Annotated in this window: 13 protein-coding genes; 6 read left to right on the plus strand and 7 right to left on the minus strand. The window is 74.3% G+C overall.

Annotated elements, in window-relative coordinates:
- The first annotated feature begins 196 nt into the window (after positions 1–196).
- The gene (locus tag ABZ920_RS29245; RefSeq protein ID WP_361511424.1) at positions 197–1372 is read left to right on the plus strand and encodes a crosslink repair DNA glycosylase YcaQ family protein; all 1176 of its coding nucleotides are present in this window, start codon (positions 197–199) and stop codon (positions 1370–1372) included.
- A 132-nt stretch (positions 1373–1504) separates the two neighbouring features.
- On the opposite strand, the gene ABZ920_RS29250 is transcribed toward ABZ920_RS29245, so the two are convergent.
- The 7 genes from ABZ920_RS29250 to mtnA form a co-directional block, all read right to left on the minus strand.
- Entirely contained in the window at positions 1505–2251 is a 747-nt protein-coding gene (locus ABZ920_RS29250) for a response regulator transcription factor (protein ID WP_361511427.1), read from the minus strand.
- Between the two features lie 207 nt (positions 2252–2458).
- A complete protein-coding gene (gene raiA / locus ABZ920_RS29255; protein ID WP_361511429.1) occupies positions 2459–3154 on the minus strand; it encodes a ribosome-associated translation inhibitor RaiA in 696 nt (231 codons plus the stop codon).
- Between the two features lie 294 nt (positions 3155–3448).
- Positions 3449–4321 carry a ComF family protein gene (locus ABZ920_RS29260; protein WP_361511432.1) on the minus strand — a complete coding sequence of 291 codons (873 nt, stop codon included), beginning with the start codon at positions 4319–4321 and terminating at the stop codon, positions 3449–3451.
- Between the two features lie 446 nt (positions 4322–4767).
- Positions 4768–6678 (minus strand): LpqB family beta-propeller domain-containing protein, encoded by a 1911-nt coding sequence (locus ABZ920_RS29265; RefSeq protein WP_361511435.1) that lies wholly within the window; start codon positions 6676–6678, stop codon positions 4768–4770.
- Positions 6668–8752, minus strand: coding sequence for an MtrAB system histidine kinase MtrB (mtrB, locus tag ABZ920_RS29270; protein ID WP_361511439.1), 2085 nt, complete (start codon positions 8750–8752; stop codon positions 6668–6670). The genes ABZ920_RS29265 and mtrB overlap by 11 nt, the downstream gene beginning before the upstream one ends.
- A 1-nt stretch (position 8753) precedes the next feature.
- Positions 8754–9443: a two-component system response regulator MtrA gene (gene mtrA / locus ABZ920_RS29275; RefSeq protein WP_003975799.1), complete on the minus strand. Its 690-nt coding sequence runs from the start codon at positions 9441–9443 to the stop codon at positions 8754–8756.
- Positions 9444–9692: 249 nt separating this feature from the next.
- Positions 9693–10835 (minus strand): S-methyl-5-thioribose-1-phosphate isomerase, encoded by a 1143-nt coding sequence (gene mtnA, locus ABZ920_RS29280; RefSeq protein ID WP_361511442.1) that lies wholly within the window; start codon positions 10833–10835, stop codon positions 9693–9695.
- A 140-nt stretch (positions 10836–10975) separates the two neighbouring features.
- On the opposite strand from mtnA, the gene ABZ920_RS29285 reads away from it, so the two are divergent.
- Genes ABZ920_RS29285 through ABZ920_RS29305 form a run of 5 tightly spaced genes read left to right on the plus strand, consistent with a single transcriptional unit; the run spans position 10976 to position 16625 of the window.
- Positions 10976–12331, plus strand: a complete 1356-nt coding sequence (locus tag ABZ920_RS29285) for a glycerophosphoryl diester phosphodiesterase membrane domain-containing protein (protein ID WP_361511445.1) — start codon at positions 10976–10978, stop codon at positions 12329–12331.
- Between the two features lie 4 nt (positions 12332–12335).
- On the plus strand, positions 12336–13115 hold the full coding sequence (locus ABZ920_RS29290) for a DUF4129 domain-containing protein (protein WP_361511448.1): 780 nt from the start codon (positions 12336–12338) through the stop codon (positions 13113–13115).
- Positions 13112–14326 (plus strand): DUF4350 domain-containing protein, encoded by a 1215-nt coding sequence (locus ABZ920_RS29295; protein ID WP_361511451.1) that lies wholly within the window; start codon positions 13112–13114, stop codon positions 14324–14326. Before ABZ920_RS29290 ends, ABZ920_RS29295 begins: the two co-directional genes overlap by 4 nt.
- Positions 14323–15315, plus strand: coding sequence for a MoxR family ATPase (locus ABZ920_RS29300; RefSeq protein ID WP_361511453.1), 993 nt, complete (start codon positions 14323–14325; stop codon positions 15313–15315). Before ABZ920_RS29295 ends, ABZ920_RS29300 begins: the two co-directional genes overlap by 4 nt.
- A complete protein-coding gene (locus ABZ920_RS29305; RefSeq protein ID WP_361511456.1) occupies positions 15315–16625 on the plus strand; it encodes a DUF58 domain-containing protein in 1311 nt (436 codons plus the stop codon). Before ABZ920_RS29300 ends, ABZ920_RS29305 begins: the two co-directional genes overlap by 1 nt.
- Positions 16626–16780: the final 155 nt, after the last annotated feature.

The following is a 16780-nucleotide window of genomic DNA, read 5'->3' on the forward strand; positions in this document are numbered from 1 at the left end:
GACGGCGTGAGCCGCGCGGCGCGGGCCGACGCGGCGCGGTGCCGCGGTGCGAAGCCCGGACCGGCACCGGGCGCCGCGGTCCAAGGCGTGGTGTGCGGTGGTTCCACGAACGGGCTCCGGCGAGCGGCTGCCCCGGCTCCGTCCCGGTCCCGCGGATCGCTCCCCACTGTCAGTCCCGGCGCCTATCGTGCGCCTCATGACAACCGCCCCGCGCCCCACCCTCGACCTCACCGCGGACGAGGCCCGCCGCATCGCGTTGCGGGCCCAGGGCCTCCTCGGCGCTCCCGACCGCAGGTCCGGCGTCCGCGGTGTCCTGCGCCACCTCGGCGCGGTCCAGCTCGACACGATCTCGGTCCTCGCCCGCTCCCACGAGCTCGTCCCCTACGCCCGGCTGGGGGCGGTCGGCCGTACGGCGGTGGACAAGGCGTACTGGACGGACGCGCACGCCTTCGAGTACTGGTCCCACGCGGCGTGCATCCTGCCCATCGAGGAGTGGCCGCACTTCGCCTTCCGCCGCCGCGCCTACCGCAGGCGCCCGCACTGGAACCACGAGCTCCCCGACGGCGCCTACGACCAGGTGATCAAGCAGCTGCGCGCCGAGGGCCCCCTCACCGCCACGGAGCTGGGCGGCGCCAAGCGGACCAGCGAGTGGTGGGACTGGTCGGGCTCCAAGGTCGCCGTCGAACGCGCCCTGATGTACGGGGAGGTGGTCTGCGTCGAGCGGCGCGGCTGGAAGCGGGTGTACGACCTCGCCGAGCGCGCGGTGCCCGAGCCGCTGCTGCACGACGAGCTGGACGACACCGAGTGCCTGCGTCGTCTGGTCCGCCTCGCGGGGCAGTCCCTGGGCGTCGGCACCCGCGCCGACATCGCCGACTACCACCGCCTCAAGGGCGAGCAGGTCGACGCGGTCCTCGCGGACTCGGGCCTGGTCCCGGTGACGGTGGAGGGCTGGGCCAAGCCGGCCTGGGCGGACCCGGCGGCGCTCGCGTCGCCCCCGCGCGGCCGCCACCGCACGACCCTGCTGTCGCCCTTCGACTCGCTGGTGTGGGAACGGGCGCGCACCGAGCGGATCTTCGGGTTCACCCACCGCCTGGAGGCCTACGTGCCCAGGCCGAAGCGGGTGTACGGCTACTTCGCGATGCCGGTGCTCGCCGGCGGCCGCCTCGTCGGCCGGGTGGATCCCGCGCGCGAGGGCCGCACGCTGGTGGCCAGGCAGGTCACGCTGGACGGCGCGAGAGCGGTGCCGGGCGTCGCGCAGGCGCTGGTGGAGGCGGCGAGCTGGGTGGACTGCACGGACGTCCGCGTCGAACGCGTGGACGCCCCGGAACTGCGCGAGCCCCTGGCCCGGGAACTGGCCCGCGCCCTGGCCTGACCGCCGGACCCCCGCACGGCCGCCGGCCCGCCCGGTCCGCCGACCGCACGGCCACGGGCCGCCCCGTCCCCGGCCGCACGGTCACCGAGCCGTCCCGGCCCCGGACGCCCGGTGCCCAGTCCCTGGTGCCCGCTACCGGATCTCGAGGATCTTCTCGCGCATCGCGTAGACCACCGCCTCCATCCTGGAATGCAGCTGAAGCTTCTCCAGGATGTTGCGGACGTGGTTCTTCACGGTGTTCTCCGAGATGAACAACTCCTTGGCGATGTCCCGGTTGTTCATTCCGGTGGCGACGAGTTTGAGGACCTCCAGCTCACGGTCGGTCAGCCGGGGCGCGGGGACGAGGCGGCGCTCGTCGGTGCGCTGGATCATCGACTTGAACTCGGTGAGCAGCTTCGACGCCATGGAAGGGCTGATCTGCGACTGGCCGTCGGCCACCGCGCGGATGGCGGTGGCCACCTCGTCCGTGGAGATCTCCTTGAGGAGGTAGCCGGTCGCGCCCGCCTTGATGGCGTCGTAGAGGTCGGCCTCCTCGTCGCTGATCGTCAGCATGATGATCTTGGCGCTGGGGGCGACTTCCTTGATCGACGTGCACGCCTCGATCCCGCCCCGCTTCGGCATCCGCACGTCCATCAGCACGATGTCGGGCAGCAGGTCGGCGGCCTTGTCGACGGCCTCCGCGCCGTCGCCCGCCTCACCGACGACCTGGATGTCCTCCTCGGCGGCGAGCACGATCTCCAGTCCGCGACGGAAGAGCGCATGGTCGTCCACGACAAGGACTCTGATCGGCTCCTTGCGCGGAGTGCCCGCGTCCGGGCCCATGCCGACGACGCCGTCGCCGGCGTCCTCGTCCCGCATCGGTCCGAAGCTGTGCGCCATCGTTCCTCCCCCTGACGGCTGTGGCCTGGTGGTCCGGTGCCATCGCCAACCCAAGGCAACGGCCCATCGGTTGAGCCGTTGCGGCCATGATTCCATGCTCTGCCGACCGTGCGGTGCCCAAGCGGCGCGGCGGGGGGTCGCACACCGGTGCCCCTGGGGGCGCACGCGCGCGCCCAGGGGCACCTGGTCAGCTGCCGGCCGGGCGGGTCAGCCGCCCAGCGTGCCGCCCGCGTCCGGAGGGGGTGCCTGGGTGACCATCGTGTCCGTCCGCAGGTGGATCACGCCGTAGTCGTAGGCGTGCCGTCGGTAGACGACGCTCGGTTCCTTGGTCTCGGCGTCGACGAACAGATAGAAGTCGTGCCCGACCAGCTCCATCTCGTAGAGCGCCTGGTCCAGGCTCATGGCGGAAGCGACGTGTGTCTTCTCGCGGACGACGACGGGGCCGTCCCCCTGCACCTCCAGCGAGCCGATCCGCTTGGTGGGCACCTGGCTCTCATCCGCTTCCGCCCCGACGGGAACACCGCTCCCGTTGAGCGTCGCCGCGTCAGGGACGTGATCGGGAACCTCGGCGGCCGGAATCCGGCGTGCGCCGCGCCGGGAGTAACGCTTGTCGTGCTGCTTGCGCAGCCGGGCTTCCAGCTTCTCCGCTGCCAGGTCGAGTGCCGCGTACGGGTCGCTGGCGGCTGCCTCCGCCCGGATCACCGGGCCGCGGGAGCGGAGCGTGATCTCCACTCGGTCACAGCGGTCGGCCTGTCGGCGGTTGGGCTCCTTGGACACCTCGACGTCGAGGCTGATCACCTTGCCGTCGAGCTTCTGGATCTTGTCCAGCTTCAGCTTCTCGGCCACGTGCTTGCGGAACCGCTCGGGCACCTCGGTCTTGCGGCCCTTGACGACGATGTCCACGCAGAACTCCGTTCCCGGATCGCTCCGCTTCCACGGCGGAGCGTCTCCCTTTTGCACCCGGTTCCGGTGAGCCCCGGAACCTCGGACTCGGTGACGTCCACCTCCTCCTCCCCCGTGGGCGAGATCTCCACCCCGCCGCCACGGGTGATTGCAGGAAAACCCGCAGCGCGCGATTCGGAAATGACGGGGATGGCCTGCGCCTTTCCCCTCACCACCGAACATATCTCGCTCGGACGGATGACGTCACCCTCTACCGCGGCGTACCTCCGTTCAGGTGAATTGACCTTCTTCTCATTACCGGGAACGACGCTGGTTCGCGGTCAGTTCCGGGCCATTCCAGGATTCCGGCGAGGCCGCCACCGCGGCCGCGCAGACCGGCTCGACGGCGGCACACTGTCCCGCCATATCCGGTGCGCGATACACCGAGTTCGCCTCCTCGGGCCGTGATCCGGCATTCCGTTCCCATAGGCCTTCCCAGGACCCCGCGGTGTACACGGCCGTTCTGACGGCCCGGGCCCCTTCGGCCAGGGAGGCGCCCGTGGTCACCAGGTCGTCGACGAGCACCACCGGACCGCCGCGCAGCAACCAGGCACCCCCGGCGGCGACGTGCAGCGCGCCGGCGAGATTGGCCCTCCGCTGACGGGAGTCGAGCCCCGCCTGGTCGGCCACGGCGCGCCGCTGCCGCAGCACCGCCGGCACCCGCGCCGGCGTACCGGACCGCCGCAGCGCACCCGCCGCCGCCAGCGCGATCCGGCGCGCCGGATCGTGGCCCCGCGCCCGCACCGCCCGCCGCGCGGACGGCACCGGGACCAGCAGCACGGGTCCGGCCGGCGGCGGCCTCCCGCACGTCCACCCGGCGGCCCGGGCGGCGGCCTCCGCCAGACCCGCCCGCACCGCGCCGGCCAGTGCCGTGCCGAGCGGGCCGGCGAGGGCCAGCGCGCCGCGTTCCTTGTGGGCCAGGAGAACCGCCCTCACCTCGTCGGCGTACGGCGCGGCGGCGTGCACGGCCGGCAGCCCCCGCGGCTCCGGCACCGGCCGCACCCGGCGCGGCACGGCTCCGCCGAGCAGGGCACGGCACTCCTCGCACAGCACCGTCCGCGGCCTGCCGCAGCCTCCGCACTCACCCGGCAGCACCAGGTCGGTCAGGTCCCGCCACCACCCGCGCATGCCGTCCACTGTGCCGAGGGCGTCCCGGCCCGGCCACCCCTGTGGACAAGTCCCTGTGGACGACGGCGCCCGAGCGCCGACAGCGTTGCCTCACACGAGTGGACGTCACCCACGGGACGGACACCGATCAGGCGGCCGCATTGTGCACCCACCACGCCATCCCCGCACCTCGGCCCCCGCCCCGCGGCCCCACCCACCTCGGTCACCCGCCGCGCGACTACCGTCGGCCGCCGCCGCGCAGGCCACGGCGGCCGGCGCGCCCGTTCCTCGGCCCCCCGCCGAGCCCTGCCCCTGTCCCTGCCCGCGCCACCCGCCCCGGCCGCCGCCCAGTCCTGCCCGTGCCCGCGTCACCCGTCCTCGTCCGCCGCCGAGCCGTCCCCGTGCCCGCGCGGCCCACCCCGGACACGCGCCCTACGAAAGAGCGCACGCGGGCACACCCGCGCGCCTCACCCCGGATAGACCGGAGCCGACCCGAGTTTGACGACCTTCTGCCACTGCGCCCCCGACGGCAGCCGGACGATCCCGTCCTCCGAGTACGCCACCAGCGGCAGCCGGTCGTCCTCGGACGCGGCGATCGACTTGACGCCCGTGAGCGCGGCGGGCGCCGGGCCCTCCGGTGTGGAGCCGTCGACCTGGACGTACCGCATCGTCTGCACGCCTTCCTGCTCACGCCCGGCCACCACCAGCCGGCTGTCCCCGGCCCAGGACATGGCGGTGACGTCCTCCAGCTCCGGAGCGGCGCTGCGCAGCTGGAGCACCGACACCACGGGCGGCTCCCCGGTCCCGACGGACTTGCGCTGGATCCGGCCGATGAGCAGCGACCGCCTGCCGTCCTTCTCCACCACGAGCGCGATCCGCACCCCGTCCGCGGCCACCCGCACCGAGTCGACGCGCCCGTCGAGCCCGGGGATCAGCACCTGGACCGGCCGGCCGGCGCCCTTCTCCAGCACCAGCAGCCGCGCCGCGGCCGGATTGCGGTCGGCCACCCACAGGTCACCGCGCGCGTCCCAGCTCGGCGTCGTCAGCCGGTCGCCCTCGGTGCCGCCCCGGCTCACGAGCACGGGCGTGCCCAGCGAACCGCCCGGCACCAGGGACGCGACGTACAGCGACCTGCCGTCCCCGCTGACCCCCGCCGCGGTGTGCTCGTCCCACGACACCGCCGCCGACCGGAGCCGCTGGCCGCCCTCGCCCAGCACGCCCGGCACCGGATCGGCGCTGGTCCCCGCGCTGCCCCCGGCGATCCGTACGAGCCGCTGCTTGTCGTCGACGAAGTAGAGGTACTCGGACCGCTTCACCGAGCCGCGCGAGGCCACCGTCTCGGCCCGGCGTTCGCTCAGCGAGCACAGGGACGACCCGTCGGCGCCCCGCAGCGCGACGGTGTCCACGGTGGGCGTCAGGTTCCGCAGTGTGAACAGCAGCTGCGTCGCCATCTCGAAGCAGGTCCCGGAGCCGACCCGGCCGGCCTTCTCGTTCAGCGGCACGGTCAGCTTGTTCTGGTCGTCGGGCGCCAGCGACACGACGCCCTTCCGCAGCTGCGCGCCGGGCGGGAAGCTGGTCCGCACCGCGGGCCCGAGCCAGTCCGTGGGCCCGTTCAGCAGGGAGCGGACCACCTGCGTCATCGCGTCGACGCGCCGGCGCACGAAGACGGGGTCGGCGACGGCCGTCGGCCGCGTCGCCGACTCGGCCGAGGCGTTCGAGGCGTTCGAGGCATTCGAGGCGTTCGAGGCGTTCGAGGCGTTCGAGGCGTTCGAGGCGTTCGAGGCATTCGAGGCGAAGTAGTACTTGTCGACCGACATGTAGTTGCGCTCGAAGTCCGACTCGCCCATCACGACGCCCTGGGGCAGCCCGTCGATGCGCCACTGCCCGCTCTTGGGGTCCCGCGAGAGATGCACGGGCTGGGTGTAGCGGCCGTCGGCCGGTGCGTACGACTGCTGGGCGTCCACCGTGGCGACCCGGCTGCCGGTCAGCGCGAACGCGAAGTCGTCGGTGGTGTCACGGCCGCCCGTGCGTTCGACCTGGATGGCCGGGCCGTTGGCGAGCACGGTCGTCGACAGCTCCGGCCGCCACTTCCGCGCGGCCGGCGCGCTCAGGTACTGGCGCGCGGTCGCATAGGTGGGATCGTCGCTGGTCAGCGCCTCCAGGAAGCCCTGCACGATCTCCGCCGGCGGGGCGTCGTCCCGGGGCGGGATGGCGAACACGCGCACCTCGGTGTCCTGCCGCGGCGTGGACTCCACGTCCCTCAGGTCCCCGCTGTCGGGCATCGAGGCGCACCCCGTCAGCAGGACGGTCCCGCAGACGGCGTACGTCAGCGCGCGAACCGGTCGCCGCCGCGCGCCCCCCTCGCGGTCAGCGCCCACGAAATGCCTCCCCTTGCTCCGTCGCCTCCCGTGACCCGGCTCCCTCCGGGTCCGTACGGTCCGCGCTGTCGTCGCTGTCGTCTCCCGGGTCCGCCGGCTGCGCGCCGGGCGCGCGGTCCTGCTGCCGCCGGCCCGAGGCGGGCCGGGGGACCACGCGCGCGCCGTTGCCGGGCAGCGCCGTCGGGTCGGCCACCGGGGTCACCGCCGCCGCGGCCAGCCGCGGCGGCATCACCGCCCGCTCGCCGGTCGCCTGCGCGGGCACGGTCGCGCGCTTCTCGCCGCCGCGCGGCGAGCCGGACCCGTCGAGTCCGCGGTTGCGCCGCGAGTCCTTCGGCTCCAGGGGTATCGGCGAACCGCGCAGCGGCTCGTCCGCCGTCCTCGGCAGGGTGAGCCGGAACTGCGAGCCGCCGCCGGGCTCACCCCAGGCCTGCAGCCAGCCGCCGTGCAGCCGCGCGTCCTCCAGGGCGATGGACAGCCCGAGCCCCGTACCGCCGGTGGTGCGCGCACGGGCCGGGTCCGCCCGCCAGAAGCGGCTGAACACCCGGGTCGCCTCGCCCGGCTTGAGCCCGACGCCGTAGTCGCGGACCGCGACCGCGACGGCACCGCCGGCCGCGGCGAGCCTCACGACGACGTCCTTGCCCTCGCCGTGCTCCACGGCGTTGACGACGAGGTTGCGCAGCACGCGCTCCACGCGCCGCGCGTCGGCCTCCGCCACCACGGGCTGCTGGTCGCCGAGCACGCGGATGCGGGTGCCCTTGCGCTCCGCGAGCGGCTCGGCGCCGCTGACGACCCGGCGGACGACCTCCCTGAGGTCGATCGGCTCGGCCTCCAGCGCCGCCGCGCCCGCGTCGAAGCGGCTGATCTCCAGCAGGTCCGCGAGCAGCGACTCGAACCGGTCGAGCTGGTCGGCGAGGAGTTCCGCCGAGCGCGCGGTCACCGGGTCGAAGTCCGCCCGGGCCTCGTGGATGACGTCCGCGGCCATCCGCACGGTCGTCAGCGGCGTTCGCAGCTCGTGCGAGACGTCGGAGACGAACCGGCGCTGCATCCGCGACAGGTCCTCCAGCTGGTTGATCTTCAGCTGCAGGTTCTGCGCCATCTTGTTGAAGGCCAGGCCGAGCCGCGCGATGTCGTCCTCGCCGGTGACCTTCATCCGCTCCTGCAGCCGCCCGGCCGACAGCCGTTCGGCGATCCCGGCCGCCATCCGCACGGGGGTGACGACCTGCCGGACCACGAGCCACGCGATGGCCCCGAGGAGCACCACGACGAACAGGCCGGCCGTCGCCAGCGTCCCCTTGACCAGGCTCAGGGACTTCTGCTCCTGGGTGAGCGGGAAGAGGTAGTACAGCTGGTACGGGTCGCCGTTGGGGTCGTTGACCCGCTTGCCGATGACGAGCGCGGGCTGCGGACCCTTGCCGGTGTCCTTGTAGACGATCCGGGTGTAGCTCTGGGCCGCCACCGAGCTTCTGTCGATCCGCGCGCGCAGCTCCTCCGGCACGCTCTGCGTCGGGTCGACCCCGCCGGAGGCACGCGGGCCGCGCCCGCCGCCGCTGTCGTCGCCCGCCGGGAGCGTGACGACGTCGAAGGCGCCCTGGCCACCGCTGGAGAGCGACGACACGAGGGCGCTCATCCACTCGATGACGTTCGGCGAGGGCCGGCCGTCGGCCGGGGCGCCCTCCTCGCCGGTGCCGCTCGCCGCCTCGTCCGCCTTCTGCTTGGCCACCGCGAAGCCGCCGGTCGCCTGGCTCTGCGACGCCTTCACCTTCGCGTCGAGCAGTCCGTTGCGCACCTGCCCGATGACGACGAAGCCGAGCAGCAGCACCACGCCCAGCGACATCAGCAGCGTGGTGGCGACGACCTTGAGCTGGATGTTGCGCCGCCACAGCCGCATGACGGGCAGCAGCGGCCGGCGCACCCAGCGCATGAGCAGACGCAGGACCGGACTGCCCTGCACACCGCCGTTCAGCCCGCCCTCCAGCAGTCGTCGCCAGCGCGCCCGCGCGGTCCTGACGGTGACAGGCCGTCCCGCGCCGGCTCCGGTGCCCCGGGGCGCCGAAGCGGCACTGTCCACGGGCACGTCAGCTCGGTCCTGCCTTGTAACCGACCCCACGGACGGTCACCACGATCTCGGGCTTCTCCGGGTCCTTCTCGACCTTGGAGCGCAGCCGCTGGACGTGCACGTTGACCAGCCGCGTGTCGGCCGCGTGGCGGTAGCCCCAGACCTGCTCCAGCAGCACCTCGCGGGTGAACACCTGCCACGGCTTGCGGGCCAGCGCCACCAGCAGGTCGAACTCCAGCGGGGTCAGCGCGATCGACTGCCCGTCCCGCTTCACGGAGTGGCCGGCCACGTCGATGACGAGGTCGCCGATGGCGAGCTGCTCGGGCGCGGGCTCCTCCGAGCGGCGAAGCCGCGCCCTGATGCGGGCGACGAGCTCCTTCGGCTTGAACGGCTTCACTATGTAGTCGTCGGCGCCGGACTCCAGGCCCACGACGACGTCGACGGTGTCGCTCTTGGCCGTCAGCATCACGATCGGCACCCCGGACTCCGCCCGGATCAGACGGCACACCTCGATGCCGTCACGGCCGGGCAGCATCAGATCCAGCAGCACCAGATCGGGCTTGGTCTCCCGGAAGGCGGCAAGCGCCTTGTCTCCGTCGGCAACGAAAGACGGCTCAAAACCTTCACCACGCAGCACGATGCCGAGCATCTCGGCCAGTGCGGTGTCGTCGTCGACGACAAGGACTCGTCCCTTCATAAACGACATCATCCCATTCTCGTAACAGCTGCGAAGGCACTGGTGAGGCACGTCACTGAGCTGTGACGATAGTCGTACGGGACCACTGCTGTCTGCCCCGGTGCCCCGGGCCGAGGCTGTCAGGGACGCGTCGAAGGCCCGACCGGCCCGTCACGATCCGGCCACGCCGGGCCGGAGCACGGGGCCGACCGGAGCCCGCGCGGCGACGCGCGCCCCCCGCCGGCGGCACGGGCGGGGCGGGCTCCGCTACGAGTCCGGGCGCTACTCGGAGGCCGTGTGCCGCGACCTCGCGGTGAGCTCGGCCAGGCCCTCGGCGGTCACCGGCGACACCACGCCCTCCTCGGTGACGATCGCCGTGACCAGCTCCGGCGGCGTCACGTCGAACGCCGGGTTGTACGCCTGCGTCCCCAGCGGCGCCAGCGGGATGCCGCCTGCCGCACCCGTGACCGGCACCTGCGGGGCGAGGATCTCCGTCACCTCGTACCCGGGACGCTCCTCGACCTCGATGGCCGTGCCGTCCGGGGTATCGAGGTCCACCGACGTCACGGGCGCCACCACGACGAACGGCACGTGGTGGTAGCGCGCGAGCACCGCGAGCGGATACGACCCCACCTTGTTCGCCACCGACCCGTCGGCGGCGATCCGGTCCGCGCCGACCAGCACCGCGTCCACCTCACCGGCCGCGAACAGGGAACCGGCCGCGTTGTCCGTGAGCAGGGTGTACGCCATGTCGTTGCGCGCCGCCTCGTACGCGGTCAGACGGGCGCCCTGCAGCAGCGGCCGGGTCTCGTCCACCCACAGCCGCCTCAGCTCACCCGCACGGTGCGCCGCCAGCGCCACCGCGAACGCCGTCCCCTCCCCGCCCGACACCAGCGAACCGGAGTTGCAGTGGGTGAGGATGCGGTGCCCGCCACCGGGCAGCAGCTCGTTCAGCAGCGCCAGCCCGTGCTCCGCCATCCGCGCGCTGGCCCGGGCGTCCTCCTGGTGCAGCTGCCGCGCCGCGGCCAGCGCCGCCGAGGCGGCGTGCCGCGGCTCGCCGGTCTTCTCCAGCGCCGCACGGTAGGCGGACTGCGCCCTGCGCACGCCGACCGACAGGTTGACCGCGGTGGGCCGGGCACCGGCCAGCGCCCGCGCGGCGTCGTCCACGTCGAAGCCGCGCACGGCGGCGAGCGCGACACCGTACGCCCCCGCGATGCCGAGCAGCGGGGCCCCGCGGACGGCGAGCGACCGGATCGCCTCCACCAGGGCGGGCGCGTCCGTGCACACCAGCTCGACCTCCTCGGCGGGAAGCCTCGTCTGGTCCAGGAGCACGATGACCGGGCCCTCGGGCGGCTCCTCCCAGCGGATCACCGGTGTCCCGGCCGGCCGGTTGTCCTCGCGGGTCTGCGCGTACTGATCAGCCATGCGATCAGTCTGCCCCGTAACCCGCGGACAATAGAAGGTGCACCGCCCCCACCGCTGCCGGTTGCTCGAAGACAACCCCATGGCACGATGGCTGCCAACCTGCCGCCGCGACCGCGGACGGGCACCGTGAAGGAGCGACGATGAACGACACTCCGGGCTGGGCCTCGCCCGGATCCGCCCCGTCCGACGGGCCGCAGCCCGGCGCGTCCGGATCCGCCGACGGCTCCGGGCGGCCGGCGGACGAGCAGGACGCGCAGCCGCAGGGCAACGGCGTGAAGTGGTCCAAGGAACAGCCGCCGGCCGGCCAGTGGTCCGCACCCGCCGGCCCGCCGGCCCCCGGCCAGGCCCCGCCGCCCCCGCCGCCCGGCGCCGGCTGGGGCGCCCCGCCCCCCGGCCACGGCGGATACGGCGGCTACGGCGCACCCGGTGGCCACGGCGGCCACGGCGCTCCCGCGGGCGGCTACGGGCACCCCGGGTACGGCACCTGGGGTGGCGGCTGGGGCGGCCCGCCGCCCGCGGCCAAACCCGGCGTCATCCCGCTGCGCCCGCTCGGCCTGGGCGAGATACTCGACGGCGCCGTCTCGACCATGCGCACCTACTGGCGCACCGTCCTAGGCATCTCCCTGGTCGTCGCGGTCGTCACCGAGATCGCCGTCATCCTGGTCCAGGGCCTCGCCCTCGACAACCTCCGCACCCAGGACCTCGGCGACCCGAACGCCACCCCCGGCGAGGTCGGCCGCGCCATGGCCGAGTCCCTGGCCGGCTCCGGGGTCGTCTCCCTCATCTCCCTGATCGGCGCGGTCGCCGCCACCGCCCTGCTGACGACCGTCACCAGCCGCGCGGTGCTCGGCCGGCCGGTCACCCTCGGCGAGGCCTGGCGCGACGCCCGTCCTCAGATGACCGGGCTGTTCGGCCTGATCTTCCTGCTCGTGCTCATCGGCGTCGGTGTGACCGCCGTCGGCGCGCTCCCCGGCATCCTCGTGGCCGCCTCGGGAGAGGTCGCCGCCGGCGTCGCGCTCGCCGCGCTCGGCGCCCTGGGCGGTCTCGTGGTCGCCCTGTGGCTGGGGATCCGCCTCTCCCTCGCCTCGCCGGCCCTCATGCTGGAGAAGCAGGGCATCAGGAAGGCGCTGAGCCGCTCGGTGAAACTGGTCCGCGGCTCCTGGTGGCGCGTCCTCGGCATCGAACTGCTGGCCGGGCTCATCACGATCGTCGTCTCGGCGATCATCGTGATCCCCTTCTCCCTGGTCGCCGCCGCCTCCAGCGGCGTCGGCCTGGGCGACTTCGTCGACGGAAGCGCCGAGTTCGGCTGGACCTACCTCGTCGTCAGCGGGATCGGCTCGGTCATCGCCTCCACGATCACCTTCCCGATCTCGGCGGGCGTCACCGTGCTCCTCTACATCGACCAGCGCATCCGGCGCGAGGGCCTCGACCTGGAACTGGCCCGCGCGGCCGGCGTCCAGGGCCCCGGCCCCGGCACCGTCGCCCCGGGGAGCTGATGCGGTGAGCTGGACGGGGGGAATCCTCACGGCGCTGCCGCCCACGGCGGAGGCGGCCGTGCAGGGCGCGCTGCTGCGGGCCCACGGCGCGGCCGCCGCCCTGGCGGCCGCGCGCTCCGGCGACGAACCGCCGGTCACCACTCCGCGCGACCCCGCGCGGGAGGCGGCCCGGCGCGAGCTGTCCAAGCGCATGTACCACGAGAACGATCCCGGCGTGGTGCGACGGACCCTCGACGCCGTCTGGGACTGGATCGGCAGACTGCTCGACTCCGCCTCGGCCGCGACACCCGGCGGAACCGCCGGCCTCGTCGTCGTCATCGTGGCCGTCCTCGCGGTGCTCGGCGCCCTGTGGTGGCGCCTGGGCACCCCGCGCCGCGAGCCCGTCTCCGCCCCCGCCCTGTTCGACGACCGTCCCCGCAGCGCCGCCGAGCACCGCGCCGCGGCCGAGGCGCACGCCGCCCAGGGCCACTGGAGCCAGGCCGTCCAGGAGCGGATGCGCGCCATCGTCCGCTCCCTGGAGGAGCGCACCCTCCTCGACACCCGCCCCGGCCGCACCGCCGACGAGGCCGCCGCCGAAGCCGGGCGCACCCTGCCCGCGCACACGGACCGGCTGCGCACCGCCGCCCGGGACTTCGACGACGTCACCTACGGCGGGCGCACGGCGACCGAAGAGTCCTACCGCCGCCTCGCCGCCCTCGACCGCGACCTGGAACACACCAGGCCCCAGCTCGCCGGCCACGGCCACGGCACGGCCCCCCACGCCACCGAGGGAGCCGCCGAATGACCACCGAGGCCCCACCTCCCCCCACCTCCGTCGCGCCCACCGCCCGCCAGGTGTGGACCCGCACCCGGGGCGTCCTGGCCGCGCTGGTGCTCCTCCTCGCGGCCGCGGTGGCGATCGCCGTCCTGCGCTCCGGCTCCCAGCACGGCCGCCTCGACCCCCGCTCCGCCGACCCCTACGGCAGCCGCGCCGTCGCCGCGCTCCTCTCCGACCAGGGCGTGTCCACCCGCGTGGTGACCAGCCTCGACCAGGCACGCGCCGCGGCCGGCCCCGACACGACCCTGCTGGTCGCCGTCCCCGACCTCCTGACGGACCGCCGGCAGGCCCTGCTGCACGCGGCGACCTCCCACTCCGGCGGCCGCACCGTCCTCGTCGCCCCCGACTCCCCTTCCGTCGGCACCCTCGCCCCCGGCGTCACGGCCGACCCCGTGGTCAGCTTCGACTCCACCCTGCGCCCCCGCTGCTCCCTGCCCGAGGCCCGGCGCGCCGGCCGCGCGGACACCGGCGGCATCCGCTACTCCACCACCGCCGGCGACGCCGACGCCTGCTACCCCAGCGACGGCCTGCCCACCCTGCTGCGCCTCCCCCAGAGCGGCGGCGACACCGTCGTCCTCGGCGCGCCCGACATCCTCTACAACGACCGCCTCGACGAGCAGGGCAACGCCTCACTCGCCCTGCAGCTCCTCGGCTCCCGCCCCCACCTGGTCTGGTACCTCCCCTCGCTGTCCGACGACTCCGGCACGGGCGGCGACGGCACCGGCAGGGCGCGGGACGACGGCCGCAGCGACTTCTTCGACCTGCTCCCCTCGGGCTGGCTGTGGGGCACACTGCAGCTCTTCATCGCAGCCGGTCTCGCCGCCGTCTGGCGCGCCCGCCGGCTCGGCCCCCTCGTGCCCGAGCAACTCCCCGTCGCGATCCGCGCCTCCGAGACCGTCGAAGGCCGCGCCCGCCTCTACCGCAAGGCCGGCGCCCGCGACCGCGCCGCCACCGCCCTGCGCTCCACCACCCGCACCCGCATCGCCCCCCTCGTGGGCCTCCCCCCGGCCCAGGCCCACACGCCCGAGGCCCTGCTCCCCGCACTGTCCGCCCACCTCCACGGCGACAGCCCGGCCCTGGACACCCTCCTCTTCGGCCCGCCGCCCGGCGACGACGCGGCCCTCGTCTCCCTCGCCGACCGACTCGACGCCCTCGAAAGAGAGGTACGCCGTTCATGACGGACCCGACCACTGACAACGCCGGGCACGCCGGGGACCCGAGCAGCGCCCGGTCCTCCCTGGAGGCCCTGCGCGCCGAGATCGCCAAGGCCGTGGTCGGCCAGGATCCCGCCGTGACCGGCCTCGTCGTCGCGCTGCTGTGCCGCGGACACGTCCTCCTCGAAGGCGTCCCCGGAGTCGCCAAGACACTGCTCGTCCGCACCCTGGCCGCCGCACTCGACGTCGGCACCAAGCGCGTCCAGTTCACCCCCGACCTCATGCCGAGCGACGTCACCGGCTCCCTCGTCTACGACGCCCGCACCGCGGAGTTCTCCTTCCAGCCCGGCCCCGTCTTCACCAACCTCCTCCTCGCCGACGAGATCAACCGCACCCCGCCGAAGACGCAGTCGTCGCTGCTGGAGGCAATGGAGGAGCGGCAGGTCACGGTCGACGGCACCCCGCGCCCGCTCCCCGAGCCCTTCCTCGTCGTCGCCACCCAGAACCCCGTCGAGTACGAGGGCACCTACCCCCTCCCCGAGGCCCAGCTGGACCGCTTCCTGCTGAAGCTGACGATCCCCCTGCCCTCCCGCGAGGACGAGATCGGCGTCCTCACCCGGCACGCCGAGGGCTTCAACCCGCGCGACCTGCGCGCCGCCGGCGTACGCCCCGTCGCGGGCCCCGCCGACCTGGACGCCGCCCGCGCCGCGATCGCCAAGACGACGGTCTCCCCCGAGATCACCGCCTACGTCGTCGACATCTGCCGGGCCACCCGCGAGTCGCCCTCCCTCACCCTCGGCGTGTCCCCGCGCGGCGCCACGGCCCTGCTGTCCACCGCCCGCGCCTGGGCCTGGCTGACCGGCCGCGACTACGTCATCCCCGACGACGTGAAGGCGCTGGCGCTGCCCACCCTGCGCCACCGCGTGCAACTGCGCCCGGAGGCCGAGATGGAAGGCGTCACGGCCGACTCCGTCATCAACGCCGTCCTCGCCCACGTCCCCGTCCCCCGCTGATGGCACTCACCGGACGCGCCGCGCTCCTCGCGGCCCTGGGCTCCCTCCCCGTCGGCATCTGGGACGCCGGCTGGACGGACATCCTCGCCGTGAACGTACCCCTGGCCGTGGCCTGCGCCTGCGACTGTGCGCTCGCCGCACCGGTGCGCCGCCTCGGCCTGACCCGCTCCGGCGACACCTCCGTACGCCTCGGCGAGAGAGCCGACGTGACCCTCACGGTCACCAACCCGTCCCGCCGTCCGCTGCGCGCCCGGCTCCGGGACGCCTGGCCGCCGAGCAGCTGGCAGCCCGGCACGGAGACGGAGGCGTCCCGCCACCGCCTCACCGTCCCGGCGGGCGAACGCCGCCGCGTGACCACTCGCCTGCGCCCCACCCGCCGCGGCGACCGCCGGGCGGACCGCGTGACGATCCGCTCCTACGGCCCCCTCGGCCTGTACGCCCGGCAGGGCACCCACCAGGTGCCGTGGACCGTCCGCGTCCTGCCCCCGTTCACCAGCCGCAAGCACCTGCCCTCGAAACTCGCACGGCTGCGCGAGCTGGACGGCCGCACGAGCGTGTTGACCCGGGGCGAAGGCACGGAGTTCGACAGCCTGCGCGAGTACGTCCCCGGCGACGACACCCGCTCCATCGACTGGCGTGCCACCGCCCGCCAGTCCTCGGTCGCCGTCCGCACCTGGCGTCCGGAGCGTGACCGCCACATCCTGCTGATCCTGGACACCGGCCGCACCTCGGCGGGCCGAGTCGGCGACGCCCCGCGTCTGGACGCCGCGATGGACGCCGCCCTGCTGCTGGCCGCGCTCGCCGCCCGCGCCGGCGACCGTGTCGACCTGCTCGCCTACGACCGCCGCACACGCGCCCTCGTCCAGGGCCGCGCGGCGGGCGACGTCCTGCCCGCCCTGGTCAACGCCATGGCGACGCTGGAACCCGAGCTGCTCGAGACGGACGCCCGAGGGCTCACGGCCACGGCACTGCACACGGCCCCGCGCCGTTCCCTGATCGTCCTGCTGACGAGCCTGGACGCGGCCCCCGTGGAGGAGGGCCTGCTGCCCGTACTCCCCCAGCTCACACAGCGCCACACCGTACTCGTGGCCTCGGTGGCGGATCCGCACATCGCCCGCATGGCCGCGGCCCGTGGAAGCGTCGACGCGGTGTACGAGGCCGCTGCCGCCGCCCGGGCCCGGACGGAACGCGATCGCACCGCGGACCGACTGCGCCGCCAGGGCGTCACCGTGGTCGACGCGACACCGGAGGACCTGGCACCGGCACTGGCGGACGCCTACCTGGCGCTGAAGGCAGCCGGCCGGCTCTGAGGGGGTCACCCATGGGGAAGCCGGTCACGCGAGAGGCGAGGCCGGCTCCAAAAAGGTCCTGGAAATGCAGAAGGCCCCGCACCATACGGTGCGGGGCCTTCCCACAATTTGTTCGGCGGCGTCCTACTCTCCCACAGGGTCCCCCCTGCAGTACC

Source organism: Streptomyces sp. NPDC046831 (assembly GCF_040645305.1).
Classification (GTDB): domain Bacteria; phylum Actinomycetota; class Actinomycetes; order Streptomycetales; family Streptomycetaceae; genus Streptomyces.